The organism is Pseudomonas oryzihabitans (assembly GCF_007665395.1).
Lineage (GTDB): Bacteria > Pseudomonadota > Gammaproteobacteria > Pseudomonadales > Pseudomonadaceae > Chryseomonas > Chryseomonas psychrotolerans_C.
On the sequence record NZ_VDND01000017.1, the window covers coordinates 17,546 to 42,174 of the forward strand.

General features: G+C 59.8%; 25 protein-coding genes. 4 read left to right on the top strand and 21 right to left on the bottom strand.

The window, feature by feature from the left end:
- The 13 genes from FSV73_RS24300 to FSV73_RS24360 all read right to left on the bottom strand — a co-directional run bounded on the left by FSV73_RS24300 (position 1) and on the right by FSV73_RS24360 (position 11,017).
- Positions 1-576 carry a DUF3158 family protein gene (locus tag FSV73_RS24300; protein WP_145012794.1) on the bottom strand — a complete coding sequence of 192 codons (576 nt, stop codon included), beginning with the start codon at positions 574-576 and terminating at the stop codon, positions 1-3.
- Between the two features lie 5 nt (positions 577-581).
- Positions 582-1,379, bottom strand: coding sequence for a PFL_4669 family integrating conjugative element protein (locus FSV73_RS24305; RefSeq protein ID WP_145012797.1), 798 nt, complete (start codon positions 1,377-1,379; stop codon positions 582-584).
- A gap of 693 nt (positions 1,380-2,072) precedes the next feature.
- Complete coding sequence (locus FSV73_RS24310; RefSeq protein WP_145012800.1) at positions 2,073-3,374, bottom strand: STY4528 family pathogenicity island replication protein; 1,302 nt, start codon at positions 3,372-3,374, stop codon at positions 2,073-2,075.
- Positions 3,371-4,111 (bottom strand): STY4526/YPO1902 family pathogenicity island replication protein, encoded by a 741-nt coding sequence (locus FSV73_RS24315; protein ID WP_186309333.1) that lies wholly within the window; start codon positions 4,109-4,111, stop codon positions 3,371-3,373. Before FSV73_RS24315 ends, FSV73_RS24310 begins: the two co-directional genes overlap by 4 nt.
- 73 nt (positions 4,112-4,184) lie before the next feature.
- On the bottom strand, positions 4,185-5,933 hold the full coding sequence (locus FSV73_RS24320) for a ParB family protein (protein ID WP_145012806.1): 1,749 nt from the start codon (positions 5,931-5,933) through the stop codon (positions 4,185-4,187).
- Positions 5,930-6,208, bottom strand: a complete 279-nt coding sequence (locus FSV73_RS25950; RefSeq protein ID WP_145012809.1) for an Arc family DNA-binding protein — start codon at positions 6,206-6,208, stop codon at positions 5,930-5,932. Before FSV73_RS25950 ends, FSV73_RS24320 begins: the two co-directional genes overlap by 4 nt.
- Positions 6,205-6,444 carry a hypothetical protein gene (locus tag FSV73_RS24330; RefSeq protein ID WP_145012811.1) on the bottom strand — a complete coding sequence of 80 codons (240 nt, stop codon included), beginning with the start codon at positions 6,442-6,444 and terminating at the stop codon, positions 6,205-6,207. The genes FSV73_RS25950 and FSV73_RS24330 overlap by 4 nt, the downstream gene beginning before the upstream one ends.
- The gene (locus FSV73_RS24335; protein WP_145012813.1) at positions 6,441-6,830 is read right to left on the bottom strand and encodes a hypothetical protein; all 390 of its coding nucleotides are present in this window, start codon (positions 6,828-6,830) and stop codon (positions 6,441-6,443) included. The genes FSV73_RS24330 and FSV73_RS24335 overlap by 4 nt, the downstream gene beginning before the upstream one ends.
- Position 6,831: 1 nt before the next feature.
- Positions 6,832-7,263: a hypothetical protein gene (locus FSV73_RS24340; protein ID WP_145012815.1), complete on the bottom strand. Its 432-nt coding sequence runs from the start codon at positions 7,261-7,263 to the stop codon at positions 6,832-6,834.
- Positions 7,260-8,672, bottom strand: coding sequence for a replicative DNA helicase (gene dnaB, locus FSV73_RS24345; RefSeq protein WP_145012817.1), 1,413 nt, complete (start codon positions 8,670-8,672; stop codon positions 7,260-7,262). The genes FSV73_RS24340 and dnaB overlap by 4 nt, the downstream gene beginning before the upstream one ends.
- The gene (locus tag FSV73_RS24350) at positions 8,669-9,370 is read right to left on the bottom strand and encodes a DUF2786 domain-containing protein (protein ID WP_145012819.1); all 702 of its coding nucleotides are present in this window, start codon (positions 9,368-9,370) and stop codon (positions 8,669-8,671) included. Before FSV73_RS24350 ends, dnaB begins: the two co-directional genes overlap by 4 nt.
- Positions 9,370-10,131, bottom strand: a complete 762-nt coding sequence (locus tag FSV73_RS24355) for a hypothetical protein (protein WP_145012821.1) — start codon at positions 10,129-10,131, stop codon at positions 9,370-9,372. Before FSV73_RS24355 ends, FSV73_RS24350 begins: the two co-directional genes overlap by 1 nt.
- A gap of 1 nt (position 10,132) precedes the next feature.
- Positions 10,133-11,017, bottom strand: coding sequence for a ParA family protein (locus FSV73_RS24360; protein ID WP_437179313.1), 885 nt, complete (start codon positions 11,015-11,017; stop codon positions 10,133-10,135).
- A 752-nt stretch (positions 11,018-11,769) separates the two neighbouring features.
- On the opposite strand from FSV73_RS24360, the gene FSV73_RS24365 reads away from it, so the two are divergent.
- Positions 11,770-12,279: a chemotaxis protein CheD gene (locus FSV73_RS24365; protein WP_145012824.1), complete on the top strand. Its 510-nt coding sequence runs from the start codon at positions 11,770-11,772 to the stop codon at positions 12,277-12,279.
- Here the strand turns inward: FSV73_RS24365 and FSV73_RS24370 are convergent.
- A complete protein-coding gene (locus FSV73_RS24370; RefSeq protein WP_145012826.1) occupies positions 12,274-12,585 on the bottom strand; it encodes a hypothetical protein in 312 nt (103 codons plus the stop codon). The genes FSV73_RS24365 and FSV73_RS24370 overlap by 6 nt on opposite strands.
- A gap of 40 nt (positions 12,586-12,625) precedes the next feature.
- On the opposite strand from FSV73_RS24370, the gene FSV73_RS25680 reads away from it, so the two are divergent.
- Both FSV73_RS25680 and FSV73_RS24375 read left to right on the top strand, forming a co-directional pair.
- The gene (locus FSV73_RS25680) at positions 12,626-12,778 is read left to right on the top strand and encodes a hypothetical protein (protein ID WP_186309334.1); all 153 of its coding nucleotides are present in this window, start codon (positions 12,626-12,628) and stop codon (positions 12,776-12,778) included.
- A 782-nt stretch (positions 12,779-13,560) separates the two neighbouring features.
- On the top strand, positions 13,561-16,467 hold the full coding sequence (locus tag FSV73_RS24375; protein WP_145012828.1) for a PAS domain S-box protein: 2,907 nt from the start codon (positions 13,561-13,563) through the stop codon (positions 16,465-16,467).
- Between the two features lie 22 nt (positions 16,468-16,489).
- Here FSV73_RS24375 and FSV73_RS24380 read toward each other — a convergent pair whose 3' ends face one another.
- The 5 genes from FSV73_RS24380 to FSV73_RS24400 form a co-directional block, all read right to left on the bottom strand.
- Entirely contained in the window at positions 16,490-16,858 is a 369-nt protein-coding gene (locus tag FSV73_RS24380) for a response regulator (protein ID WP_145012830.1), read from the bottom strand.
- Between the two features lie 97 nt (positions 16,859-16,955).
- Positions 16,956-17,333 carry a response regulator gene (locus FSV73_RS24385; protein ID WP_145012832.1) on the bottom strand — a complete coding sequence of 126 codons (378 nt, stop codon included), beginning with the start codon at positions 17,331-17,333 and terminating at the stop codon, positions 16,956-16,958.
- An 83-nt stretch (positions 17,334-17,416) separates the two neighbouring features.
- Positions 17,417-19,552: a hybrid sensor histidine kinase/response regulator gene (locus FSV73_RS24390; protein ID WP_145012834.1), complete on the bottom strand. Its 2,136-nt coding sequence runs from the start codon at positions 19,550-19,552 to the stop codon at positions 17,417-17,419.
- A gap of 426 nt (positions 19,553-19,978) precedes the next feature.
- A complete protein-coding gene (locus tag FSV73_RS24395; protein WP_145012836.1) occupies positions 19,979-20,248 on the bottom strand; it encodes a hypothetical protein in 270 nt (89 codons plus the stop codon).
- A 1,300-nt stretch (positions 20,249-21,548) separates the two neighbouring features.
- Complete coding sequence (locus tag FSV73_RS24400; protein WP_145012838.1) at positions 21,549-21,764, bottom strand: hypothetical protein; 216 nt, start codon at positions 21,762-21,764, stop codon at positions 21,549-21,551.
- A gap of 158 nt (positions 21,765-21,922) precedes the next feature.
- Here FSV73_RS24400 and FSV73_RS24405 point away from each other — a divergent pair, with 158 nt between their 5' ends.
- Positions 21,923-22,177 carry a hypothetical protein gene (locus FSV73_RS24405; RefSeq protein WP_145012840.1) on the top strand — a complete coding sequence of 85 codons (255 nt, stop codon included), beginning with the start codon at positions 21,923-21,925 and terminating at the stop codon, positions 22,175-22,177.
- Between the two features lie 97 nt (positions 22,178-22,274).
- On the opposite strand, the gene FSV73_RS24410 is transcribed toward FSV73_RS24405, so the two are convergent.
- Positions 22,275-22,589, bottom strand: a complete 315-nt coding sequence (locus tag FSV73_RS24410; protein ID WP_145012842.1) for a hypothetical protein — start codon at positions 22,587-22,589, stop codon at positions 22,275-22,277.
- A 664-nt stretch (positions 22,590-23,253) separates the two neighbouring features.
- Positions 23,254-24,477, bottom strand: a complete 1,224-nt coding sequence (locus FSV73_RS24415) for an MFS transporter (protein ID WP_260856160.1) — start codon at positions 24,475-24,477, stop codon at positions 23,254-23,256.
- Positions 24,478-24,629: the final 152 nt, after the last annotated feature.

The window sequence follows — 24,629 nt, forward strand, 5'->3', positions numbered from 1 at the left end:
TCAGGCCTCCTGTTGGGATGCGGCGTCTTCGCCGCGGGATTGGATGATCTGTTGCAGCCGTTCGGTGTAAACGACCGTGGCCTGGGCCATCTTGTCGGCGCACTCGGCGGCCTGCCGGCCGATGGCATGGACCAGGCTGATTTGCATGTTCAAAGCGATGCGCTGCAGCTCCATGGCGTACAAATCCTGGAGCAGTGTTTCGGTGACCAGGTCGTGGCGGCACAGGTCCGCCCAGAGCCCCACACCCATCTTCCGGGTCCCACTCTGCTGCCAACGCAAGAAAACTGGGCCAGCCGAGGTGTGTTGGTGGGTCATCCGGATCGGCATGAGCGTGAAGGGGAAACGCTGGGCCTGGGCGAGGATCCGCTCCTGGGCCAGGGTGTTCAGGTCAGCCTCAAGGGAACGGCACTGCTCGGCCAACTGGTCCAGCTCCCCCTTACCCTTAAAGGGTTTTAAAAGCCCTTTGTAGAAGGGAGCGTGTTGCAGGTTCGCGAAGGCATCCTGTTGCAGGGGCTGGAAGGCTGCCTGTTGCAGGTTTGCTGTTTTCGAGCCCTGAGTGGACTGTTGCAGTGCCATCGTGATCAGGCCTCACTCATCTCGGGGGCGCTGTGCAAGCTGCTGGCGGCGCCCAAATGCTCATCCTCATCGGCGCTGTCGCCATCGAAGCCGTCATCGCCACTACTGGAGGCGGCTGGCGTATCGCCTGGACGTTGGATGGCCGGGGCGAACTTGCTGCGCCGGGTTCCCTCGAGCACGTCCTTGGGCATTTCCAGGAAGCCGTACATCTCCTTGGCGTTGGTCGCCCGGGCGTTGTTGGCGGCGATGTCGTCGCGCGACGCACCGCTGTAGCCCTTGTAGCGTTGGCCCACGCCATAGAGACGGCGCAGCACGGCGGCGCCTTCGTCCAGCCAACCCTCCTTGGAGCCGTTGTCGATCAGGCCGATGTGCGCGGCCAGGAGAATGCGGCGCACCAGCTCGTCATAGCGGGTCAGCAGGTACACGCCTTTGAAGGCCAGCGGCGAGTTCAGGTACAGCGGCAGCTTGAGCGGTTGGATCGACAGATTGGTCCCCACGTCGAGCTGCTTGGGCAGCATGGCCATGACCCGGTCCAGACGTTCGTCTATGGCAGTCAGCTGCTGCTCCGACTCCTCGATCTTGTCCTCGATGATGATGAGGAAGAGATCGGAGTAGGGATCGTCCTTGGCGGCACTGGCAGAGATGCGATTGATGATGTTGGAGAAGCCGGACAAGCCGATCATCCCGGGCTTGTTGTCGGAGCGCTGCCGGCCGAACCAGAGGCGGGAAGCATGGTGGGTATGCAAGGTGAGATTGACGCTTGATCTGAGCGAGCCGAGATTGAGCTGGAAGGTATCAGCCATGAGAAGGATTCCTTGGGTTGTGAGATGACGCTCGGGCAGGGTGCCGAGACTGGCGCTGGGGGGCAGCTGATAACCGTATTTGGATGTGCGGAGGTTGCAGGCCTACGTATCTCGTAGGCCTGATAACAGCGTCATAGCGGAGCGTGTTTGAGATGCAGGTGATGCCCGGGGCATCAGCCTGGGGCTTCAAACAAAAGGTAATGCCTAGGGCATCCGTTTGGGCTTCGAAGGCGCAGGTGATTCCCCGGGAATAACACGTGGTGCCATGGTGGTGAGTGATTCCCCGGGAATCACCTGCGGTGTCATGGTGATGGGTGATTCCCCGGGAATCACGTGGGGTGCCATGGAGGTGAGCGATTCCCCGAGAATCACGTGGGGTGCCATGGAGGTGAGCGATTCCCCGAGAATCACGTGGGGTGCCATGGAGGTGAGCGATTCCCCGGGAATCACGTGGGGTGCCATGGTGGTGAGTGATTCCCCGGGAATCACGTGGGGTGTCATGGTGATGGGTGATTCCCCGGGAATCACGTGGGGTGCCATGGTGGTGAGTGATTCCCCGGGAATCACCTGCGGTGTCATGGTGATGGGTGATTCCCCGGGAATCACGTGGGGTGTCATGGTGGTGAGTGATTCCCCGGGAATCACTCATGTCGTCGTACAGGAGTCGCACTATCTGGGTGTCGGGATAAGCACTCATTCGCTCCGCCCCCGGCCCATCGATATCTTGATGCTTCGAAGAACTTCATTCCCGGTTTGAGCATTACTGACTGCCCTTGGCTGTACAGCAGCCGGCTCAAATCGCGGAATTGCAGGTAACGAAGGAGGCCGGGGTGGCATAACTGGAGCAACTGATTGGACTACAGCAGGCTGCCAATCAGCATTGAAGTCACCGGTCTGGGCCTTCTGGATAAGCTTCATCAGGTAGGCAAGGGGCTTGGCTACCCCACCCGAGGCACACCGCGCGCCCCATTGCTTGATCAGCGGTTGCCGAAGGTCAGGGCTAACTGCCGCGATGGCCTGTTGGGCTCGCTGCTGCTGCTGGGACGTCATCCGCTGGTAGGCACTGGGCCATGCGAGTCCTGTGTCCTGCTCCTCGCGCAGTACAGAGCTTTTAGATACATCAGTATTTGTATTTGTATTCGTATACGTACTAGATGAGTTCGGATTCCGAACTGAGGCTGAAACCCGCTGATTTACACTGAGTTCGGATTCCGAACTGAGGGGCGGGAGCTGATCAACCTGGCTTTTTTGGCTGAGTTCGGAATCCGAACTCAGGTGATTCATGGGCGGCAAGACCGGAGTTCGGAATCCGAACTCAGCCGGAGGGATCGCAGCACGGGCAGGATCCTCGAGTCCCTGGGCGCGGAAACGCTCTCTGAACACTTCAACCCGGGTGGGCAGCTCCTGGGTCTCGCTGACCAGCATCTCGTCGAAGGTGAGACCTGCAATCTCACGGACGGAGCTGTTTGAGTGCTCGAGGCCGTTGGCCACGAGGGGTAGGAAATCGTGATCGAGGTGGATGGCCTCGGAATAGTCCACCGGCTCGTCGTGCAGGATGTAGATGTTGCCTTGGACCTGGCCGGTGATCGCATCACGGACGCGGCGGCCGAGGCTCAACCAGCGGGTCAGGCGCAGCACGGTCAAGGCCTTGGCCACGGTCTCGCGTGAAGCGGGACGGCCTGGATTGTTGCCTAGATAGGGTCTCAATTGATCATAGGTCGGGAAGGCGGTGACGCCATCGCCGTTCATGAGCAGCCGAAACACCTGCCAGGTATTGCGCTCCAGGGGGGACAGACGATCATCGAGCAGCAGCCGGCGCGGGACGGTCTCGTGAGGGTTACCGCTAAATACGATACCGGCGAATTCCTTGGGTAGGTCTTCGCCGGTTTTCTGCCTGTAGTCGCGCTGGGCTTGAACATGGACGTTCAGGTGTGACGCTGCAACGTCCAGGGCGCGACCGAGTAGATGGGATACGCGTGGAGCAGGGGTCTTCACCTGTTGTCGCCTTCTGCCGAGTCCAGCTCAATCAAGTCCATCTGCCCAAGGGCAGTCGATTGATCCTGTTCTTGCGCCTCGGAACGGGCATCGCCCGCGGCTTGTTCTTCGGTGGAATAGCGGTCCCGTCTTCTGCGGGCATCGGATATTAATCGAAGGGGGGCTCGGGCGATCTTGGGCGGATAGAGGCCCTCATTGAGCCAGGTCTGTACGAGATTCCAGATCAGGCCGAGGGTAATCTGGTCGTGCTTGTGCTTGATGGACTCGAAGGGACCGTTGAGCTCTTCGGTGATGAGCATGCAGATGTCGAGCAGCGCGATCGCGTCCTTGTGGTCGACCTCATGGGTACTCATCAGGTCCAGGAAGCGATACCAGACCTGGTCGGTATCATTGAGTCCCGCCACTCGGCCTGGGCGGCCGGGGACGTTGAGCAACTGACGTACGACATTGATCTCGCTGGGCGCCATGCCAAAGAAGTCTTTGATCATCCCGTTGGTGGCGCCCAGCTGGATGGCCCGATGTACTAGGCGGGTTTCCCGCTCATCGCGTTCGCAGTTCTCCAGGAGCTTCTTGACCATGTCGAGGTCGATCTGGATCTTGCACCAGCGCGCCGGGGCGTTTTTCAGAATGCTATGAGCCTGTGGCTGACGCAGCAGATTCAAGACTTCGACGTCCAGGCCTATATCCAGGCAGCGCTGGACCTGGCCATTGCGCAGGTGATGGAGGATCTGGTCCATCAGCGCCTGGTTCAGGGGGTTGTACTTCGTGGACATATGCGACTTCCTAATGCAGGTCCAGAAGGTGACCGGGCTACTGCCCGGCCTCGAGTTCGATCAGCCGACGAGCGAGACGGATCACCCGAAACAGCTTCACCAGGGCGGCATCGGTCATACGGCCTTCGGTGCTGGCTGGCTTGCTATCGAAGAGGGGATCGCCAAGAAGCAACTGGCCCAGGTTCAAGGTAAATGTCGCGTTCTCTTCCGCGATGCTTGCCGTAAGTGCCTCGGCGTTTTCTGGGTCCCGCGACACCACGTAGCTGTACATGCCCGTCAAGGACTGCAGGAATTGCCAGGATGTCGTCCCGCGTGCGGTCAGCACTGACTGAGGGGTAGAAAGCGTGAAACCGAGTGCGAAATCGGTGGGCTTGAGCAGCTCACCAGGAACGTCGCACAGCTGGGCGATTTCGAGGACGAGCGTTCTCAGGACCTTGCGCAGTTCGTCCGGGGTATCACTGCTGCGCTCGATGTACCAGACGTCCGAGATGGGATACAGACCCCCGGCCTGAACGGGAATGGCACGCAGGGCATCGCTGTTGAAGTCAGGTAGCGTTTCGCCGTGCTCGGCCGCAATGCGTCGCTGAACATCCCGTACCTTCTGACCGATGCCATCGGGCGTTACGATGTGGCCGTTCAGGCGAGCGGCACGTTCTTCTTCGGTCAGCTGTTCGGGATCCGGCGGCGTGTGTTGTAGAGCAGTCGAGTCGACCGCTCCGGTACCGCCGACGCGCTCAGGTAGTGGCGGTGGTGTGGCAGGGGAGGCGCGTTGCTGCTTCTGCTTGGCTGGCGTACCAGGCTGCTGTTCCAGCGTGGCATTGTTGCCCTGGGCAAGGGGCGCGTTGCCGGAGGCGGGAATTTGAGGGATCTGCCCGTCGGCCACCTGTACCCCAACCAGCTGCGAGCGGCGGCTACTGTCTTGGTGGTCAAGAATCGCCTTGAGCACTTCCTCATAACTGATATTCAACGCTCTGCGGATCTGGCCGATCAGCTCGTCTTGAATGGAATCGAAAACGAAATTATCGGTAGGGCCGTCGAAGCCGTTGAGCACTTCCTGATAGAGGATCTCGAAGTCAGCCTCTTGACCATTGAAGCCGATCCAGGCCTTAAGCGCGGCGCTACGCAAATTGAGTAGCTTCTCAATCTGAGGCTTACCTAATCCCGAATAGAGTAATCCTGGAATCGCGGGCACCAGGGTACGGATTGTCTCCTGCATTTTGCTGATATGGGACTGGGATATACGGTATCCATCCTCAGCTAGCTTCCTCACAAGCTCCCTCTGAGAGATCTCTCGGCCCGCTTCTTGGGCATAGAGCTCACGCGCAGCATCAATGCTGACGGCGCGCTCGATAAACATCAGGTTGCCGCGCAGATCATTCTCGGCCAGGTGCCCGGTCAGGGAGACAATCTCGCCGCGGTCAGACCAGGGACGGAATAGGCAATGGATGCGGAAGTAACGCTCGTCCCTGGTTTCCTTCCAGAGTTCATTGAGGATGGCCAGGCGGGTATTGCCACCCGTGCGGATGATGTAGTGATCCTCACCGGGCCGCCGGGTCACAGGCGGTGGCTGGTCCAGCCCACGTGCTTGGATGGATGCCTTGATCTCATCGTGCAACGGGTTTCGCGTGGTACGAGGGTTGTGGTTGTACGGCGCCAATTCGTCCAGCGTAAGGACCATGGGCGTCTCCTTGATCGGATCCGCCAGTCGGGCGACTGGTGTGTTGGATCCCGGAAAACCACCGGCTAACAGGCGCTGAGAAACCGCTTCGTTGCTGGGCTTGCTCATGCGTGGATCTCCTGAACAGGACGGCCAGCCGATCGGCTGGAGTCATCGTTGGCCGCAAGCAACTGATCGATAACGCGCTGCAGACGGGAAACCTCGTCCTCCAGCTCGAGCGTGCGCCCCATACGGATGATGATTTCGGCATTCATCGAGCGATGAGCCTGCTTGGCCGCCTCGGCGATCTGGGGGCGAAGACCTTTGGGAAAACGGACGACGAACTTCTCATCCTCGTGGGCCGCTTTGCGGACTGCGGGCTTGCGCTTGGTTGCGGTAGTCATAGGGTCTGATCCAATTCGTTCATAGGCTGGGCGCGGCGCAGCTGGGCGCGGGCATTGAGGCCGGCGCGGTGATCGCTGGGCGTGAAAGACGTGAAAATGGGGCAGTAGCCGACTTTCAAGAACTTGACGTGGCCGCCCTTGGTGCGGGTGACGATCCAACCCTCGTCCAAGGCGAACGCCACCAGGTCCTGCAGGTTCTTGTTGGCACCACGTAGCGCATGGGCGGGCGTCGTCATGAGCGGCTACCCCCTTTCACGTACCCGACTTTGAAAGGCAGGCGATGCGCCCGGGCAAGGGCATGGCAACGCTCCAGGGGCTGCTGTAGGCGCCTGGACGCTGTGCGCAGGGTGTCCCCGAGCAAGGCTCGGGCTCGAAGGAGCCGCACCAGGTCCTCATCGGAAACTTCGGTTGCCGGCTTCGCTTCGGCGAGCTGGCGCAGCTCCTCGCGCTGCGCGCTGATGACGAAGCTTGGCCCGCCAGCGGCGCGCTCGGTCGGCTTCACTTCGACGACTTGGCCACCCTTGGCCAGGAAGTCGTTCAGCGCTGCATCCAGCCTCTGCCGGTCACGTTCGCGATCGGTATGAGAAGGGAGATCGTGTTCAGGGGTGTGATGGGAGAGCATGTCATTGGCCTCCCGCCCGTTGCTGGAGCTGGTTGCCCGATTCGATGGCGACGATCTCGGCCAGACCATCGTCCTTGAACAGCAAGTCCAGAGTTTTTATCAGCCCTGCCGCGTCATTGCGGGAGCCGGCGACGCGGAATACCACTGTGGTTTCGTGGTAAGGGCCAGGCTCGGGTTGCTCTACAGGCTCCAGGGGCTCTACATCGAACGAATGGCATACGCTGCAGACGAGGAGCTCATCTGGGGTGAGGGAGCGACGGCAGAAGTGATGGCCGCAGTGGCGGCACTGGTGAGTAACCCCAGACAACATAGCTTGCGGGCTCATCGAGCAGCTCCTTGCCGGCTCCCGCCGGCGAACGATCGAGGGGAAGGGCAGGGAAGAGGGGTGTGCTTCATCGGTAGCGGGCGCGGGGGCGTCGGTCAGGAGGTTCATGCGTTCATCTCCTGCCAGGCCTGTGCGCTCAGGTTCTCGAAGCGCGTCTGCTTGGCGATGAAGGCGGCGCGGACCGTGCCGACTTCGCCGTTGCGGTGTTTGCCAACGATCAGCTCAGCGATGCCCTTGAACTCGGTATCCGGGTGGTAGTACTCGTCGCGGTACAGGAACATGATCACGTCCGCGTCTTGCTCGATGGCTCCGGACTCACGCAGATCGGCAAGGCCAGGCCGCTTGTTCGGCCGGGACTCGAGTCCTCGGTTGAGCTGGGATAGGGCAATAACCGGGCACTTCATCTCTTTGGCGAGCGCCTTGAGCGAGCGAGAGATCTCGGCGATTTCGTTGGCACGGTTCTCCTGGCCTTCGCAGCGCATTAGCTGCAGGTAGTCGACCAAGATCAGGGCGGGCGGGCCGAAACGCCGCGCGGCGCGACGGGCTCTGGCGCGCAGCATCGTGGGGGACAGGCCAGCCTGGTCGTCGATGACCAGGCGGTCGCCAAAGCCGTTGATGGTGTTGACGGCCATGGTCAGCTTCGGCCAGTCCTCATCCTCCAACTGCCCAAGCTTGAGCTTCGTGGCATCAATGTGGCCGATGATCGCCACTAGCCTCAGCATCAGCTGTTCAGCCGGCATCTCCAGGCTGTAAACCTGTACCGATTTGCCCAGCGCATGGTGGAGCGCTTTGGTGATGCAATTGAGCAAGAAGGCGGTCTTGCCCATGGCTGGCCGGGCACCGACGATGATCAGGTCGGTGTCCTGCCATCCCGAGGTGAGGGTATCGAGGTCGGTAAGACCTGAAGGAACGCCCGTCACCGGCGTAGGGTTGTTGAAGCGTTCGTCGATGGTGTCGATCAGCTTGCTCAACGTTGCCGTGACGTTGCAGAACTCGGCGCCCTTGCGGTCTTGGCCGAGCGCGAACAGCCGCTGCTCTGTCTGCTCCTGTACTTCGGCGGCATTGGCACCTGGTGCTGACGCCTCGCGGCTGCTGGCAAAGCCCAGCAGGATCAGCCGGCGCAGATGTGCGCGCTGGGCGACGATCTCCGCGTAGGCGACGATGTTGGCCACCGAGGGGGTGTCCTTGGCCAAGGTCCCCAGATAAGCAAGGCCACCCACCTCGTCGACGTCGGGCATCACCTCGGCAAGGGTCACGACATCGAAGGGCCGCGACTGCGAGGCGAGCAGAGCGATACGCCGAAAGATGAGCTGGTGGTGCCGAAAGAAGAAGTCTTCCTCCAGGAGTACGTCAGCGATCAGGTCCCAGGTGCTGTTGTCGAGCATCAGTCCGCCCAGGACGGACTGCTCGGCTTCTTGTGAGTGAGGCGGGACCAAGCCGGCTGCTACGTGCTCAGCGTCTGAGACATGCACGGAGTGATCGTGGGCGGAGGCTTCCAGGAGCTGAAGGACGCTCATGGCTGACCTCCCAGCGCAAACTGGCTGCGGCGCTGGCCAACGCCGCGGTGGAGCTGTGCTTGAGTTCCCAGCTCGTAGCCTTGGTAGCGCGCCCGCACGTCGTGGCCTTTGGCCTCCAGGTGCTCAAGCTCTACGGTGGTCAGGTCCGGATGGTGAACGGCAAGGTAGGCGTCGATGACGCGCTGGGTCTCATCTGGTTTGCCCTTGGCAAACTGGTGGACCTTGACGCTGACCGCTTCGATCCAGCCTTCGGCGAAGACCTGGCCACGACGGCGTTTGGTGGCCAGCTTGCAGCGAGTTTGGCTGCGGACGAAGACCTTGCGCGCGGCCAGTAGCTGCTGGTGGAGCGCGGAATAGGCGTAGCTGGCCATCTCTGGCCCGACACCGATACCGACGAACTTGAAGGCCCAGCCCAGGCGCTGATCGCGATAGGCCAGAGGATCGCAATCGAATGCCTGGGCACACACCAGTGCGAGCTGGTGAAGCCAATGGGCGGGCGCTTTGCGTGTGCCGGTGGCAACGACTGCTTCGCTGGCCAGCACTGCCTGGACGTCAGCGTCCATGAGGTTGTGCTGCTGCATGAGCTTGCGTGCTTGACGCAGCGCGATCTCAGCTTCGTTCGGCGCGGCGCCGGCGTCCTTGGCCAGGGCGAAACATTTGGCGACGCGCTCTAGGATCTTCTGCTTGGTAGCGTCCATCAGGCAGCCCCTCCTTGCGAAGGGGCCGCTGCCGGTGGCGGATTAGACACCAGTGCGACTTCCTGAAGCGCCTCTGTCCAGACCTTGAGGGTCTCCTGCGCGCTCGGCTTCGAAAGCTGCGCCTCCCGTACCTCAGCGACTCGCTTCTGTAGGGACTCCAGCCGCTGGGAGGGAGACTGGTCCACGAAAACAAGGTGATATTCGACTGAGGATTTCAGATCAGCGATAAGGCTGGTCACCTGGTCCAGACGCCATTTTTTCGTGGTAGCCCAGCTTGGAGCTGGAGACCGCATCATGTCGCGAAGGGAACCATCTTGTTTCAGGAACCAGCCATCAATGACCGGCCTGGTGGCGATATAAAGCTTCAGCACTTCGATCTGCTGCTCGACTGTCGTGGTCGGCAGCTGGAAGTGCTTGGTTACCAGTTGCTTCGCTTGTCGCTCTCGCTGCTCGCGAAGCTTGGCGGCAGCCTTCTCCTCGCGTGCCTTGCGCTCCTTTGCGTGCTCGACGTTGTACTTCACGGAGTCCAGCAGGGCGGCAGCGTTGCTCAGCAGCTCGCGCTGCTCATGGGAGAGCTGCTCGCCCAGGCGACCTAATAGCGTGCCGTACTGGGTCAGTGCCCGAAGCTCGCGGGCCGCGCTGGAGAGCCCAGTCTGCACCTTGCGGAAATCCTGCGCGGCGTAGAATTTTCCCTGCTCCAGTACCACGTCTGCAGTGATGCCTGTGGCCTGGGTCAGATCATGCTTTTGGGAAGCGGCCATCTCACTTGCCCTCTCTCACTAGGGCATGCACAACCGACTCATTCATGGCCGTGAAGCGATCAGCCCACTCAGGGAAGAGTTCGATGGCGAGGTTGCGGATGACCTGCAGGGCAGCGGGTGCCTGGCGGTTGCTGGGCTGCCTGTACTCCAGACGGTGTGCAGGGATCCCATGCGTGGCCGACTCGCAATAGACAACTGCATCAGGAATGACGGTATCTATGACCTGGATATCGGTATGGCCACGGAAGGTCTCCCGGATCGTCGCATCCAGCTGGCGCGCGTCCGAGGTGAGATCCAGACCGTTCACTACGGCCTTGATCGGCGGTACCGGCAGCCCAAGGCGGGCATATGGTCGGAGTCCGTCCAGCATCTGCAGAGTGCCGCGGTTGAATTCGCGGGCGGACAGCATTTCGGGGGGGAGGGGGGAGACGGCGAGGTCCGAAGCGAGCATCACCATCTCGAGGAGCACGGTGCGGGCGCCCTGCGTATCGATCAGCACCAGGTCGAAGTCGTCCTGGAAGATGTCCTTGAGATGAGCCAGGCGAAGCCGGCCATCAGGCGCCTGCAGTAGGAGGTTGATCAGGTGGTTGTGCGGATCGTTGGAATAGATCAGCGATAGATTCTTGATATTCGTTTTGGAGACGATGCGGTCGAGACGTGTCTCGTTGCTGGCAATCAGCTCGAAGACGCCGCAGGGGGCGGGCTCGACGAGGTCGTAGTAGGACGAGAGCGAAGGCTGGACAGGATCCAGATCGATCAGTAGGGTGCGCAGCCCTGCATCGGCACAAAACGCGCCTAGGTTGGCGGTCTTGGTGGTTTTTCCTGTACCGCCCTTGGTCGAAATCGCAGATGTAGTTTTCAAATTTGCAGCCTCTAATGGGTTCATTAGAGGCCGCTTGTTTTCGCTGAGAGGTGCGTCGCGCCTGGGTGTAGCGGTGGATCAAAAGCAATTGGCTTTTAACCAATTGGTCGTAGGTTCGAATCCCACACGACCCACCATCTTCACCAGGAACCCTCCGCAAGGAGGGTTTTTGCGTTTCTGAGCCTTGGAAACCCAATTGTCCGAGGCGCCCCGCTAGCCCTGCACGGTGTAACGCTCGGCTCCGGAAAGGCAGCGGTCCCCTTGGCAGCCAGGCTCGTCGCGCTATGCCGCTCGCGTGTGTGGTCTGGAGCTCCAGACATCGCCTGAGTAGGTCGCCGACCACGTCAGCCAACGGGCGCAAATATCTCTAGGTCCGACCGCGGTACCGCGTAGCTGGGGATCTACCGTCCAGTCCTGCGAAAGCTATCGCCTCCATTAGCTTTGCTGACTGTTGGGAGCTTTGAAGCCCTCTATGCTGGCACTGAGCGGATGGCGCTTCGAACCCCGATTCTGCCGATAGTGACTGGGTGCCTGTGCCCGGCACCAGCAACTAGCGACAAGTTACAACGAAATAAGTGTTGCGATAATAATTTATGTAGTTCCTGTTAGATTCTGGAATGAGTGTGACAAATGAGCGACAGGCCAACCATGGAACGCCATAGAACAGGGGATTCACCGGCAAGCAGTCAAAGCTATGGCAAGGGGCCGACTGCGGGTGGATCGCCTGATGGCCTGGCAATGGCCGTTCTCCCTATCCATTCACGGGCGTTGTAGCCATGGCTGCCGCGGCGGAGCTTTTCCTGCGTCCGGGTGAATGGTATTTCGGCAGGGAAGAGCTGCGGATCCGTACCATCCTGGGTTCCTGTGTGGCCTTTGTCTTCTGGCATCCGCGGCGGCGCCTGGGTGGCGTGACCCATGCCTTGCTGCCCACGCGCCAGCGAGGTGGCCTCTGCCTCGCCGCCGACGGGCACTACGTCGACGAGTCCCTCCAGCTCATGTTGGGCGCGATTGCGCGCCACGGCGGTGATCTTTCCGGCTACCAGGTTCACGTCTATGGCGGCGGCAACATGTTTCCTCAGATTCTGCGCGAGCGAGTCAGGAGTATCGGTGACGTCAATGTCGACGCGGCGTTGGCGCAGCTGGCCCAACAGGGTCTCCACCCCGTCCGTACTCACGTTCGCGGCGCCGGTCATCGCACCCTGTCCCTGGACCTCACCGACGGTCAGGTACTGGTGCGGCAGGTGGAGCTCGCCCAAGTCACGCCGCAAGAAAAGATGGCCCTATAGCGGCAGCTTCTCAGGTGGGAGGTTGTCGGGGCGCCAGGGCTTGGTGAAACCCAGCCGCTCGCTGCCGTACCTTCCGCCTTCAGCAAGCTGGCGGTCTTCGTGGTAGCCAGGCTCTTCGCCGCTTGCCCTTGCCTTGGTATTGAGCGGGGTGCTCAGCGCGACCTGCAGTAGAGCGCGATACCTTCTTGCAAAGCCCTGTGCATTCCATTCTAGGTGCTTGGCAGTCCGGTGCCGGCCGGCGATAGCCGCATTTGCTTTTTTGGGATCGAGGACTAGGCTCAAGATTGTTTGTTTAATTACAAACATAGGCAGTCCTGTTTTTCCGTCCGTTGCGGAGGTGTCCCCAATGTTCGCACACGAAAAGCTCGGTCTTATGCTGCTATTCGGTACTTTTGGTCTGGCGATTTATCTGCTGGTTCACCACATGATCGTCACGGGATTGTCCGGGAAGAAGTTGGATCAGACAAAATCCCGCGACCAGTCTCACCAGCGGATGTAACTGGAGTCGCCAGGGAAGGTGCCTTGGATGGTCAAGGCCCAGCTGCTTCTTGAGGGAGACGGTCAAGGATCACCGGCAGACGCAGTAGCCTCTCGCGTGGTAGCAGTACCAGAGCAAGCTCGGCCCCTGGGCAGCACCCGGGACGATGACTGGGGGAGGAGGGCAGGCGGCAGCCTGGTGTTGCGAGCCTCCAGGTAGAGGTGCTGGACTTACGTCCTCGCCGAACGCCCGGATGCCCACGTGCAGGCGGCCCTCGATGAAGGCCGCCAGGACAGTTTGGTTGCCGTCGCACATTGCTACCCACGATGGGGTCCGCGTGTCTTAAGCCAGACCCGGACCAGCGCGGCAACCACGGCGATCCGATGTCAAGGCAGCCATTTCAATGCCATTGGTGCCGGTTAGTTGATACCCAAGCCGTCATGACCGATGGGAGAGCCCACCGCCGCTCCTATGGCCTTTGCCGGTTCTGTAGCCACCAGGGTCTACAGTACCTGCGTAGCGATTTCTATTCGTCGATGGCAAGGCGCCTTTCCGGTCGCTCTTGAAAGTAGGGAAAGCCCTTCAGGACCGGAATCGCCTGTTCCGACAGGGTGTGATTCGCTGCCTTCAAAGGATCGGATCGCCAGCCGGACGTCCAGGCCAGGAGCGGCGAGTGGATAAGCAGGCGGCGCTGGCCACGTCCTTTCGTATGACAGAAATACCATCTGTCGTCTGATTCAGATGGCGACCAGGCTCCTGCCCGATAATCTGCGCCACGCCCTTTCCCTCCCTGTGCCTCCTTCATGATTATCCGAACCGACACCTCCGCCAATACCATTATCGCGCTTACCGAAGAGAATGATCGCCTGCGCCGCCAGCTGGATTCCATTGAACGGTACCAGGCGGATTCGGCCTTTCTGCGCAGCATCCTGGCCGCGTCAGCGGACTGCATCAAGGTCCTCGATCTCGAGGGGCGGCTGGCCTACATGAACGAGGGTGGCCAGGCGCTGATGGAGGTCAGCGACTTCAATGAGATCAAGGGATGCCCCTGGCCCAATTTCTGGGAGGGCGAAGGGCATGAGGAGGCGAAGAGGGCGCTGCGGGCAGCGCGTGACGGGCAGATGGGGCGCTTTCAGGGGGATGCCAAGACCTTCCAGGGCACGGCGAAATGGTGGGATGTGCAGGTCACGCCCATCTTCGATGAGGCTGGCCAGCCCCGGCGGATCCTGTCCGTGTCGCGCGATATCACCCAGGCCAAGCTCAACGAGCTGGCGGTGGCTGAGCAGGAGGCGAACTACCGTAACCTCTACAACGCCATCGCCATTGGCTTCTGCGTTGTCGAGGTGCGCTGTGACGACCAGGGCGCACCGGCGGACTATCGCTTTCTCCAGGTCAACAAGGCATTCGGCGAGATCACCGGCCTGACCGATATCACCGGGCACTGGATGGGTGACCTCGCGCCCGATCAGGAGTCTACGTGGGCCGAGCGGTACGCCGAGATGGTGGCCACCGGTAAGGCCGTGCATTTCGAGCATCGGGCCAGGTCGCTCAACGACCGGCACTTTGACCTCTATGCCTATCCGTTGGGGCCGCAGGCGCCCCACCAGGTTGCCGTGCTGTTTTCCGATATCACCGCACGGAAACACCGGGACGCTCAGCGTGCCGCGCTGATCGAGCTGAGTACTCGGTTACATGACTTCGACAGTGCCGCCGATATCGCCTATCTAGCGGCGGAGATCACCGGTCGTACCCTGGGGGTGAGCCGAGTCGGCTATGGGGTCATCCAGCCGGGTGGACAGACGCTGATCATCGAGCGCGATTGGACGGCGCCGGGGATTCCCTCCGGCGCCGGTTTGCATTTTCTGAACAGCTACGGCGAGGCCTTGACCGGGCTCGACGAGGGCAAGGCGATCGTGGTCAGCGATATCGCCGTTGACCCCCGCACCCAGCGCGGCGCTGCGGCCTTTGCTGAGGCAGCCGTGGCGGCACTGGTCAACACACCGCTCTTCGACGAGGGCCGGTTGGAGGCCGTCTTGTTCGTCAACAGTGATCGGCCACGTGTCTGGTCTGAGGACGAGCTGAACTTCATCTCAGATGTGGCAAAGCTCGCCCAGGGGACCCTGGAAAGACGGCGATCAAAGCGGAAACTCCGTCAGCTCGCAACGTCGCTGGAGGGGCAGGTGGCCGAGCGGGCCCGCGACCGTGACCGCCTCTGGCGGCTCTCGGGCGACCTCATGTTGGTCGCCGACTCTCAGGGTGGCATCGTCAGGTCAAATCCGGCCTGGACCGAGATCCTGGGCTGGTTGCCGGAAGAGCTGATCGGCATGAATCTGTTCGACCTCATTCACCCGGAAGACTTGGCTCATACCCAGCAAGGTGCGAGCGATATCAATCATCGCAGTGCCCGACTGACGCACTTTGAAAATCGTTATCGCTGCAAGAATGGCGATTACCGGTGGATTTCATGGACAGCGCAAGCTGCGGATGGATTCATCGTCGGGGTCGGTCGCGATATCACCGATGACAAGGAACAGGCGCTGGCCTTGGCTACTGCTGAAGACGCCTTGCGGCAGAGTCAGAAGATGGAAGCGGTGGGCCAGCTCACCGGCGGTCTGGCGCACGATTTCAACAACCTGCTGGCAGCCATCAATGGCGCCATGGAGCTGCTCAGAATGCGGCTCAACCAGGGGCGGCTGAAAGATCTGGATCGCTACATCGGCGCGGCCCTGGGCGCCTCCAGCAAGGCGGCTGCCTTGACGCATCGGTTGCTGGCCTTCTCGCGCCGGCAGGCGCTCGATCCGCGGTCGACGGACGTCAACGCGCTGATAGCCGATATGACCGACCTGATCAGCCGAACGGTGGGTCCGCAGAACGAGATCGTGGTCATCGCCGAGCCAGAGCTCTGGCGTGCGCGGATCGATCCGCCCCAGCTGGAGAACGTGCTGCTCAACCTCTGCATCAACGCGCGGGATGCCATGCCGGATGGCGGACGGATCACCATTCAGACCGCCAACCACCATTTTGAAGACCCCGCCGCCGAGAATCTGGACCTGGAGCCCGGTGACTATCTGTCGCTCTGCGTGATCGACACTGGATCCGGTATCCCGCCCGAGCATCTGGCCCGAATCTTCGACCCCTTCTTCACGACCAAGCCGATCGGAGAGGGCACCGGTCTGGGCCTGTCGATGATCTATGGCTTCGCCAAGCAGTCGGGTGGGTTGGTGAGGGTCGAGTCCACTTCAGATGAAGGCACCACCCTGTGTCTGTACATGCCACGCTGCAATGAGCATGACCTGGCGAGCGACTGCATCAGTGAGGCCTCCACGGCCGAGATGAAAGGCCGTGGGGAGGTTGTGCTCGTCGTAGAGGATGAGCCCGTCCTGCGGATGCTGGCTACTGAGATGCTGGGAGACATGGGCTATACCACGCTCGAAGCGTCCGAGAGTTCTGGCGGGCTGGAAATCCTGGAGTCAGATGTGCGTATCGATCTGCTAATTACCGATGTGGGGCTGCCGGGTCGTATGAACGGTCGACAACTGGCCGCCATCGGTCGAGAGGCTCGGCCTGGGCTGAAGGTGCTCTTCATCACCGGTTACGCCGATAGCGCCTTCCAGGACGAGGGGCAGCTTGCGGCGGATATGGAAGTGCTGGCTAAGCCTTTTTCGGTGGATGCCTTTGCTGCCCGGATCGACAAGCTCCTGGGCAACTGAAGCTTACCGAGACCTCAGTTACTCAACGTAACGCTTGGGTTATTGCGGTCTCTAGTGCTGCTGGCATCCAGGGCTTCTGGAGATAGACCACATTGGGTGGTAGATCGGCCTTGATCTCATAGCCATAACCGGTGGTAATGATGATGGGCAAGGTTGGCCAGCGGCTGGCCAGCAGTTGCGCGAGGTCTGCACCGGTCAGCTGTCCAGGTACCAAGTGGTCCGTGATCAAGAGATCGGGTTGCCCGGAGCCTAATAGGGCAACCAACGCGTCGTCTGCATTTGGAAAGGCCATGCACTCTGCGCCGCGGTCCTGAAGCACGTCTTCCAGGATCCGACCCAGCAGAGGGTCGTCTTCTACTACGGCCACGCGGAAAGAATTCAAGTTGAGCACGTGGGCGATACCTCTCAATTGAGGCAGCCACTCTAACAGGCTTGGCTTGTTGTCGTGGATGAATAAGTTGACTAAATGGCCAGGTGGGAAAGCCAGTTTAGGAGCCAGATGGGAGCTGGGCCTTGACCGCCTCTTCGATCTGCTGAAAGGACCAGGGCTTGGCCAGGAACCGAGTGTTGGCGGGCAGTTGATGGGTCTGGGAACCGGAGAAACCCGAGGTCAGCAATACCGGAAGCGCAGGCCAGCGCAGCGCGATGATGTTGGCCAACTGATGGCCGTTTAATCGGCCAGGCATGAGGATGTCAGAGACGACCATGGCCAGCTCCGGGGCATGGTTTTCGAGGTACTCAAGACCGTCATCAGCCCGATCGCACTCGATGGCCACAGCCCCCAAGTCGGTGAGGATTTCGTAAATGAGTTGGCGAACCAGAGGTTCGTCCTCAACGACGAGAATGTGCGGGTGCAGGTTGGTCATGTCGCCTGGTTCTAAAGAGCATTGTGAGATCTTACGTCTTGGAGCTAAGTCTTAGGCTTGAGTTTTCGCCGATAGACGAATGGTTAGGAATCAAGTACCTGCCGCACTTTGAGCGCCAGGTCGCGCAGGGTGAAGGGCTTGGGTAGCAGGAAGACGCCGCGGTCCAGGGTGCCGTTGCGGACGATGGCGTTACGGGTATAGCCAGTCGTATACAGGACCTTCATGAGCGGCTGGTTAAGGGCAAGCTGGTCGGCTAGCTGGCGACCAGTCATCCCGGGCATGACGATGTCGGTGAACACGAGATCGACTTCGGGGTGAAGTGCCAGCAGGCTCAGCGCCGTCTCTGCGCCATCCGCGTCGAGTGCTCGATAGCCCAGCTCGATCAAGGATTCGACGGTGAGCAGCCGGACACGGGGATCGTCTTCGACGACGATGATCAATTCGTTATCCTGAGCCCGAGGTATTTCGTCGAAAGGCACCTGGAGGCGCTCGACAGGCTTGGCTTCGCCCAGATAGCGCGGGAGGTAGATCTTGACCGTGGTGCCGTGGCCAACCTCGCTGTAGAGCTTGAGATGCCCATGGGACTGGGCAACGAAACCATAGACCTGGGACAGGCCCAGGCCAGTGCCGCGGCCGACCGGCTTGGTGGTGAAGTAGGGCTCGAAGACGCGCTCCAGCGTCTGGGCATCAATGCCTGTCCCGGTGTCGGAAACCGCTACCATCACATATTCGCCCACTTGCACGCCTTCTTCGCTGGCGTAGTGGTCATCCAGATAGACATTGCCGGTTTCAACGGTGATGGCACCGCCATCCTCCATGGCATCCCGGGCGTTGACACAGAGATTGACCACGGCTTGTTCCAGGCTGTTGATATCCACCTGCGTCAGCCACAGCCCGCCGTGGCGGACGATTTCGAGCTGATAGCTGCTGCCCAGCGTGCGTTGGAGCAGGGCGGAGAGACCGCTCACCAACCGATTGAGATCGACGACCTCCGGTACGAGCGGCTGCTGGCGAGAGAAGGCGAGAAGCCGGTGAGTGAGCTCCGCCGCGCGAACGGTACCTTCGAGGGCCAGATCGGCGTAGCGCTGAACGTTTTGATCGCCGCGCCTTTGCTTGGCCATCAGCATGTTCAGGCCACCCATGATGACGGTGAGCATGTTGTTGAAGTCGTGGGCGATGCCGCCAGTGAGCTGGCCTACCGCTTCCATCTTCTGCAGCTGGCGAACCTTGTCTTCAGCCGCGCTCCGCTCTTGACGTTCGTTACTCAGGTCCTGGTGCGATTGAGAAAGCGCGGCGTCCTGGCTGGCTGAAAGGGTGCGGAGGTTGGCTGCGTCCTGCTCCAAGGTGCTGGATCGTATCTGCAGGGCATCCACATCGGTACAGGTGGAAAACCAGCGGACGACCTCGCCCTTGGCATTGCGAATCGGTAAGGCTCGACAGAGACACCAATGGTCGGTACCGCTCTGGCTGCGCATCTTGAAGGTTGCTTCCCATTCGCCTTGAGAAGCGAGAGCGTGGGTACGCTCGGCAGTGATTTGCTCGCGGGTGCTTTCGTCGATCAGGCTATGCCAGCCGTTGTTGCTGAGCTGCTCGGCGGACAGGCCGGAGAAGGCCTCCCAGCGAGGATTGAAGTAGAGGTCGTTGCCGTTGAGATCGGATATCCAAACGAGCTGAGGAATATTTTCGGCCAGTTGCTGAAACTGCTGCGCGAGCTGTTCGGTATGGCGTTGCTGTCGCGCTTCCGCTTCTACGCGCTCCGTCAGGTCGCGGATGATCTTGATCACGCCCGAGAACTGACCATCGTCCCAGATCGGCATCATGACGCCGCTGGCCCAGAACTGCTGACCGTCGGCGCGCAGGTGCCAGCGATCATCATCAGCGCGGCCCTGGCTGATGGCTTGGCCCATCTCTCGTTCAGGTACGCCCATCTCACAATCTTCAGCGGTGAAGATACGGTGCAAAGATTGGCCGAGCATTTCTTCGCGGGTCCAGCCGAGGATCTGATGAGCGCCTTCGCTCCATTCGGTGACCTTGCCCGTTGAATCCCCTACCACGATGGCGTAATCGAGAGCGCTGTCGAACACCAGCTGGTTGTAACTCTGCTTGCGGTCCAGTTGCCGGCGCAGGCTGGCGACCTCTTGGCGAAGGGCGCCGATGCTGTCCAGGTCGTGTTCTGAAGCCAAAGGAAAAGTCTCGCGCAATAAGGGTTCGTCAGACAACCAAGGTTACGAGGGTGCAGGCAGGCGGGATAGCGGCTCAGGTCTTGAAATAGAGCTATTCAGGTGCCGTTCGTCGCTTCGCTATCGGTGCAGCGCGAGATGCCAAATGACTCTTGGAGGACGGTCCATTTGAAGAATTTGGGCGGCTGAAAGCGGGGGTAGCGCTATTGGGCTGGCGGTGGCCGCTACGCCTGCCCAGAAGCCATGGATTAGGATCAAAGCGTCAGCCTGTCCCCCACGATTTTCACCGCATTATCTCGGGATGCCATGAGCGAACCCTGGCACCGTCATCTCGTCGTCGATCTTGATGACCTGACCTTCGGCGAGCCTCTACAAGACTCGGCGGTCAAGACGCTTCACTGTCGGGTAGTAGCTATCACCCGATAGCCAAGTGTTCTTCACGAGCCGCTGAGTCAGGGCCGGGCTTCATCGCGCCGCTGTACCCTCGAGCTCCATTCTCAAAGAAGTCCACATCGCGCACTGACCGAACTCGGCGATAAGTCCTTTGAAAGACAGCTGGTGCAAAGGGAAGCGGACAGCCAAGCGCTCATAGTTTTCTGGGGCTGCTGTCGCGCTGTGGAAAGACAGGAAAAACGTTCCTGCGTCAGGTTGTTCCAGCAAAGTATCGGTATTGGGGCTTAGAAAGGTATGGTTGAATATCAGATCAGCATGGCCGATGTATATTTTCGAAGGCATGGTACGAGTACCTAGGGTGAGCAGCGGTAGGGTCCAACGAAAGGCCGCTTCAGATGAGTGTAGACGTGTTTGCCAAAAATACGAATCAAACGAAGATTTTTCCACTGAGACAATGGAGTTGGCTCTTGGTTTGAACGCTTGCCCGACTATGAGTATACCTGATTGATTGCAAGGATTAATTCCTGAATCGCAGTGCGAGTTAAGCTACTGCCTCTGGTCGGAAATCTGTGCTTTCAGTTGGAAGTGCACTAACCGCGACGGGGGATTAAGGTCCATGGATTAGGCAAATCCGCCTTATCGGAGAGCTCTATGAGTAGGGGCGCTTCGTCCGTGAGCTGTATCCTGTTTTCTATCGTGGCCGGTACCTTTGCCTTGATTGGAGTTGCTGTGGTGTTCTTTGACTGGTGGTGATATTTCGCATGGAGATAGGGTCGATTTAAGTTTGCATCAAGCGTTGTGTGATGGTTGCGTCGGTTAGTTTGGAATTCATTATCTTTTTTTTCTAAGCACATTCATTGTTTGTAGGGTGGTGCCTTGCAGATGGCGCATTTTTATATGGTTGCGGCTAGTAGTCTCGCTGTTTTTTGGGGCTAGTGGAGCTGTCAATCTGATTGACGATCCATCGGTCCGCCCTTCCAGCACACTACGGATGGAGCGAGGGCTAGGAGAGGCAGTCAAAAATTCATGCCTATTACTGTTTCTAAAATCCGTCTGGACCTCGATACATATCAAGATTTTAACGCGCCTGATAGTTTCACGGTCCTTGCCAGCCAAGATCAGACGCTCATCGAATGGAGATTCATTGAAATGCTGACCGGGTCTGGCGGAGAGCCGGTTAAGCCGAAAGCAGCATGCTAGAGGGAAATGCGGACTTGGAAGACAGCTGAGTCATCACTATTGGCGATTTACTCGGCGTCAATTCCATTCCTCGGAGGCCGATCAGGCCTCAGGAGCCTTTGGAGCTCCAGGCGGGTGAGGGCCCGAAGTTCGAGCGGTGTGATATGGGACAATCTTTCGGATATCCAGCTACACCAAGGGGTAGCCAATGTTCGAGACTCAAGTATGTGTACAGCCAAGACCCGAGCTCTTTTTCTGTGGCCTAGGAGCTCAAGTTGTAACTGTTCATATTGGCGCAGCGTTTTTTCGACGTCTTTCATTCAGACCCTGGGTTGGTTGTCTGATTGATTAGACAGGCTGTGCTGGGTTTTGCTGTGGCAGTTCGTCGCCAAGGCTGAAATAGTCCTGCTAGAGCACCATGCCCAAGGCATCAGAGTGGCTGGCCCAGCCCCCGAGATTGATTTTAATCTAGGTTCAGCAAAAAGAGGAATGCGCTTTGTACCGCCGCTTGGTTTCGCCGCTGCTGAATGACACACAAACCGAGCATGTCCTTCAGCGCGTGCGAGCGTCCTTGTCCACGGCACTCTTCAATTTGGCGGAGGAGACAGTCAATGTCGTCTTGCGCTTTTGCGTGGCGCTCCATGAGGTACAGGCCATGCCGACGATTTTCTGCATTCATTCTGTACCTCCATAGCAGACATCACGCTCTTGTAGCCCAGGCAATAAAGGCCGCCCAGTCGTCGCCTCGACGTGCATGCCTCGCTTTAGCGTTGTATAGCCTAGCAGTGAGACAGCCAGCGCTGAACTTTTCGCCATCCGACTGTAAGGAAGCTAACCATGAAGGGTCTGGGTAAGGTATTGGCTTCGCTCGATCCGCCGGTAAAGCACCTTGCCGAGTGGCGAAGCGAAGGTTTGATGCTGACGCTGATAGATCCTGGAGTACCGGCAAAGGTGACGCGCTTGATTTCAAAGGCAATGCTAAGCCATGCGGGAAGTTTGAACCTGATCATCCTCCATGCCGTTAACGAATTGCGGTTGAGGGGATCTCATGTCCCGCTGGATTCGGATATGGTCCTGCTACCCTTGTCATAACTGCGCAGACACGGTCGAGGCATTAATGCGGTGGCACCGGAGGGAGGGTAAGGATTAACTCTTATACCTTGGAATCGTCAATTGATACTCGGAGCTCTTATCTCTTATAGCCGTTCGGATCAAGATTCTCGAGAAAGAGACTGGGGTCCGATGCAGCTTTGAAAAAGCTGTTGCCGGTAAGAGTACCCGCGAGCCTGGCCAGACCCTGTCGGTAGATCATATCGATCACGAGCAACAATCCGTTGGTCTGTCCGGTGGACGATACGTCCAAGTCTCGAATCGCGGCGATATAGGCGCCTGCCCGATGGAAGTGTATCTCCAGTGCCTGCAAGTCTCGTGCATCTTCTAGATCGGCAATATAGCGCGCTAGAGCGGCTGAAAGCTGCGCTCGTTGATGACTGGAGAGCGGCATGGCACTTTTCCAAGCGATATGGACTTCAAATAATATAGCCGGCTGTTTGGCCGCTGCGCTACTTCGGAGCTTTGCTCTTCGACGTGCAACCCAATCGATCTCTAGACGCTCGATTGGGTAGAGTTGTAGGGTGCTTAGCGCAGGGACGCTGATCAGTGTAAGGGGGCAGGCCCTGTGTTCTTCACCTTAGTAACGGCCTTGCATAACAGGATGCCACTCGAACGCAGCCAACGAGATTACTTTCTCGCGACCGATCTCGACGGCACTCTTTTCGGAAAGAGCGGGATCAGCCCAATTCCCACATGGCCTCCAGAGGCTGAGCCAGGCGCCGGTGGTCGTGGATGTCGACTAACCCATTGCCCGATGCGGCGGCGATGTGTGCGAAGGCAGCTGTCTGATACGGCAAGGGAAGCTGAACCGCCCTTGTCAGAATGGCCTGCTCGATCAATCGCGCGAGCCGGCTGGTCGTGTCTCGAATGCCGCGGTAAAGAAGGTAGGCCTGGCGGCACACTCCCAACAACGCCTATTTCTTGAGGCGCGTCTGGTCCTCATCGGAGAGAGCATGGACTCCAGCCAAAGTGCCCCCGTTACCAGGGTGTTTCACCACATCTGACCGGAAACGCCAGCCCGGCCGGGCCAGCAGCAGGTTGGTCGAATGGCTCCATCACTCTTTCGCCGAATTGAAGTGACTTTCCACCGCGCGGAAGGTGAGCAGCAGCAGGCCGGCGATGCCGAGCGTGATGGGAGCCCCTACCGCGCTGGCGAGCAGGCCGGCGAGCAGGCCACCCACGGCCTCGAAGCCGAAGCGCATGGCGATGTACAGGGCGATCACGCGGCCGCGCAGCGCCGCTGGGGCGTCGCTCTGCAGCAGCATGTTGGTGCTGACGTTGTTGGCCGTGATACCAAAGCCCAGCAAGGCCAGCAGCACGAGGGCGAAGGGTAGCGGCAGCTTGAACGCCAGCAGGCACAGGGCCAGGGCGCAGCACAACTCGGCGATGAAGATCACGCGCTTCAGGCGGTGCAAGACACCGATCAGCGCGAGCATGATCGTCGCGACGAAGGCGCCGGCGCCCGCGGCGCCCCACAGCCAACCCAGCATTCGGGCGTCACCGAGGTAGAGCGTCTTGGCCAGCACCGGCAGCAGCACGCTGTAGTTGGAGGCCAGCAGGTTGACCGCTATCACCCCCAGCATCAGCCGCCGGACCGAGACGGTGCGGAACACGTAGCCCAGGCCTTCGCGAAACATCTCGCTGGTCGAGCCGCTGGCCTTGTCGCTCGCGCTACCCTGCACCTTGGCCAGACCCAGCAACAGGGTCGCGAAGGCAATCGCGGTGATCAGGAAGCAGATCGCCTCGCTGCTGGCGGCGATCAGCGCACCGGCCAAGGGTGGGCCGATGAAGCGGGCGGCATTGATCAGCATGGCATTGAGCGCTAGGGCGTTGGGCAGGTCCTGGGCATCGGCCACGAAGCTACCGATCAGCGCCTGGCGGAGTGGGGTCTCCAGGGCGTTCAGCAAGCCCAGGAGCAAGGCCATGGCGATCAGGATCGGCGCGTCGATCCAGCCCTGCCAGCTCAGGAGCGCGAGCAGGAGTGACTGCATGGCCAACAGCGATTGCGCGGCGATCAGACAGCGACGCTTGTCACGGCGGTCGATCCAGGCGCCGGCGATAGGGCCCACGAGCAACTGGGGGGCGAGCGTCAGGAAGGTGATGACGCCCAGCAAGGTGGCGGAGGCGGTGACGTGATAGGCCATCCAGGAAAGGGCGACCTGCTGAATCCACTTGCCCAGCGTCGATACGCCCTGGCACGTGAAATAGATCTGGAAGTCGCGATGGGCGAGGGCGCGCACCGCGGCAGGCCAGCGTGAAGGCGTCGTCGATTTTGCCAAGGAGTCTGTCTCTGGTTTATTTCGGCAGCGCTCGGCTTTTCGTTCGAGCGTTGTAGGAATTCGGTAATGATTTAGAATGGCATTCCGTTTTTTTATTTACAACGCCGAGTTCGGTCGAGCACGACCCTGAACGTGTTGGTTGAAGACTCCCG

Bases quoted from the DNA above. Each gene is read 5' to 3' on its own strand.
- FSV73_RS24320 (WP_145012806.1), bottom strand. From the start codon at position 5,933: ATGAGCAAGCCCAGCAACGAAGCGGTTTCTCAGCGCCTGTTAGCCGGT.
- FSV73_RS24305 (WP_145012797.1), bottom strand. From the start codon at position 1,379: ATGGCTGATACCTTCCAGCTCAATCTCGGCTCGCTCAGATCAAGCGTC.
- FSV73_RS24315 (WP_186309333.1), bottom strand. From the start codon at position 4,111: ATGGACCAGATCCTCCATCACCTGCGCAATGGCCAGGTCCAGCGCTGC.
- FSV73_RS24400 (WP_145012838.1), bottom strand. From the start codon at position 21,764: ATGAATGCAGAAAATCGTCGGCATGGCCTGTACCTCATGGAGCGCCAC.
- FSV73_RS24395 (WP_145012836.1), bottom strand. From the start codon at position 20,248: ATGCCTTCGAAAATATACATCGGCCATGCTGATCTGATATTCAACCAT.
- FSV73_RS24365 (WP_145012824.1), top strand. From the start codon at position 11,770: ATGGCTGCCGCGGCGGAGCTTTTCCTGCGTCCGGGTGAATGGTATTTC.
- FSV73_RS24350 (WP_145012819.1), bottom strand. From the start codon at position 9,370: ATGGACGCTACCAAGCAGAAGATCCTAGAGCGCGTCGCCAAATGTTTC.
- FSV73_RS24355 (WP_145012821.1), bottom strand. From the start codon at position 10,131: ATGGCCGCTTCCCAAAAGCATGATCTGACCCAGGCCACAGGCATCACT.
- FSV73_RS24405 (WP_145012840.1), top strand. From the start codon at position 21,923: ATGAAGGGTCTGGGTAAGGTATTGGCTTCGCTCGATCCGCCGGTAAAG.
- dnaB (WP_145012817.1), bottom strand. From the start codon at position 8,672: ATGAGCGTCCTTCAGCTCCTGGAAGCCTCCGCCCACGATCACTCCGTG.
- FSV73_RS24385 (WP_145012832.1), bottom strand. From the start codon at position 17,333: ATGACCAACCTGCACCCGCACATTCTCGTCGTTGAGGACGAACCTCTG.
- FSV73_RS24335 (WP_145012813.1), bottom strand. From the start codon at position 6,830: ATGCTCTCCCATCACACCCCTGAACACGATCTCCCTTCTCATACCGAT.
- FSV73_RS24330 (WP_145012811.1), bottom strand. From the start codon at position 6,444: ATGACGACGCCCGCCCATGCGCTACGTGGTGCCAACAAGAACCTGCAG.
- FSV73_RS24410 (WP_145012842.1), bottom strand. From the start codon at position 22,589: ATGCCGCTCTCCAGTCATCAACGAGCGCAGCTTTCAGCCGCTCTAGCG.
- FSV73_RS24300 (WP_145012794.1), bottom strand. From the start codon at position 576: ATGGCACTGCAACAGTCCACTCAGGGCTCGAAAACAGCAAACCTGCAA.
- FSV73_RS25950 (WP_145012809.1), bottom strand. From the start codon at position 6,208: ATGACTACCGCAACCAAGCGCAAGCCCGCAGTCCGCAAAGCGGCCCAC.
- FSV73_RS25680 (WP_186309334.1), top strand. From the start codon at position 12,626: ATGTTCGCACACGAAAAGCTCGGTCTTATGCTGCTATTCGGTACTTTT.
- FSV73_RS24340 (WP_145012815.1), bottom strand. From the start codon at position 7,263: ATGAACCTCCTGACCGACGCCCCCGCGCCCGCTACCGATGAAGCACAC.
- FSV73_RS24370 (WP_145012826.1), bottom strand. From the start codon at position 12,585: ATGTTTGTAATTAAACAAACAATCTTGAGCCTAGTCCTCGATCCCAAA.
- FSV73_RS24360 (WP_437179313.1), bottom strand. From the start codon at position 11,017: ATGAACCCATTAGAGGCTGCAAATTTGAAAACTACATCTGCGATTTCG.
- FSV73_RS24375 (WP_145012828.1), top strand. From the start codon at position 13,561: ATGATTATCCGAACCGACACCTCCGCCAATACCATTATCGCGCTTACC.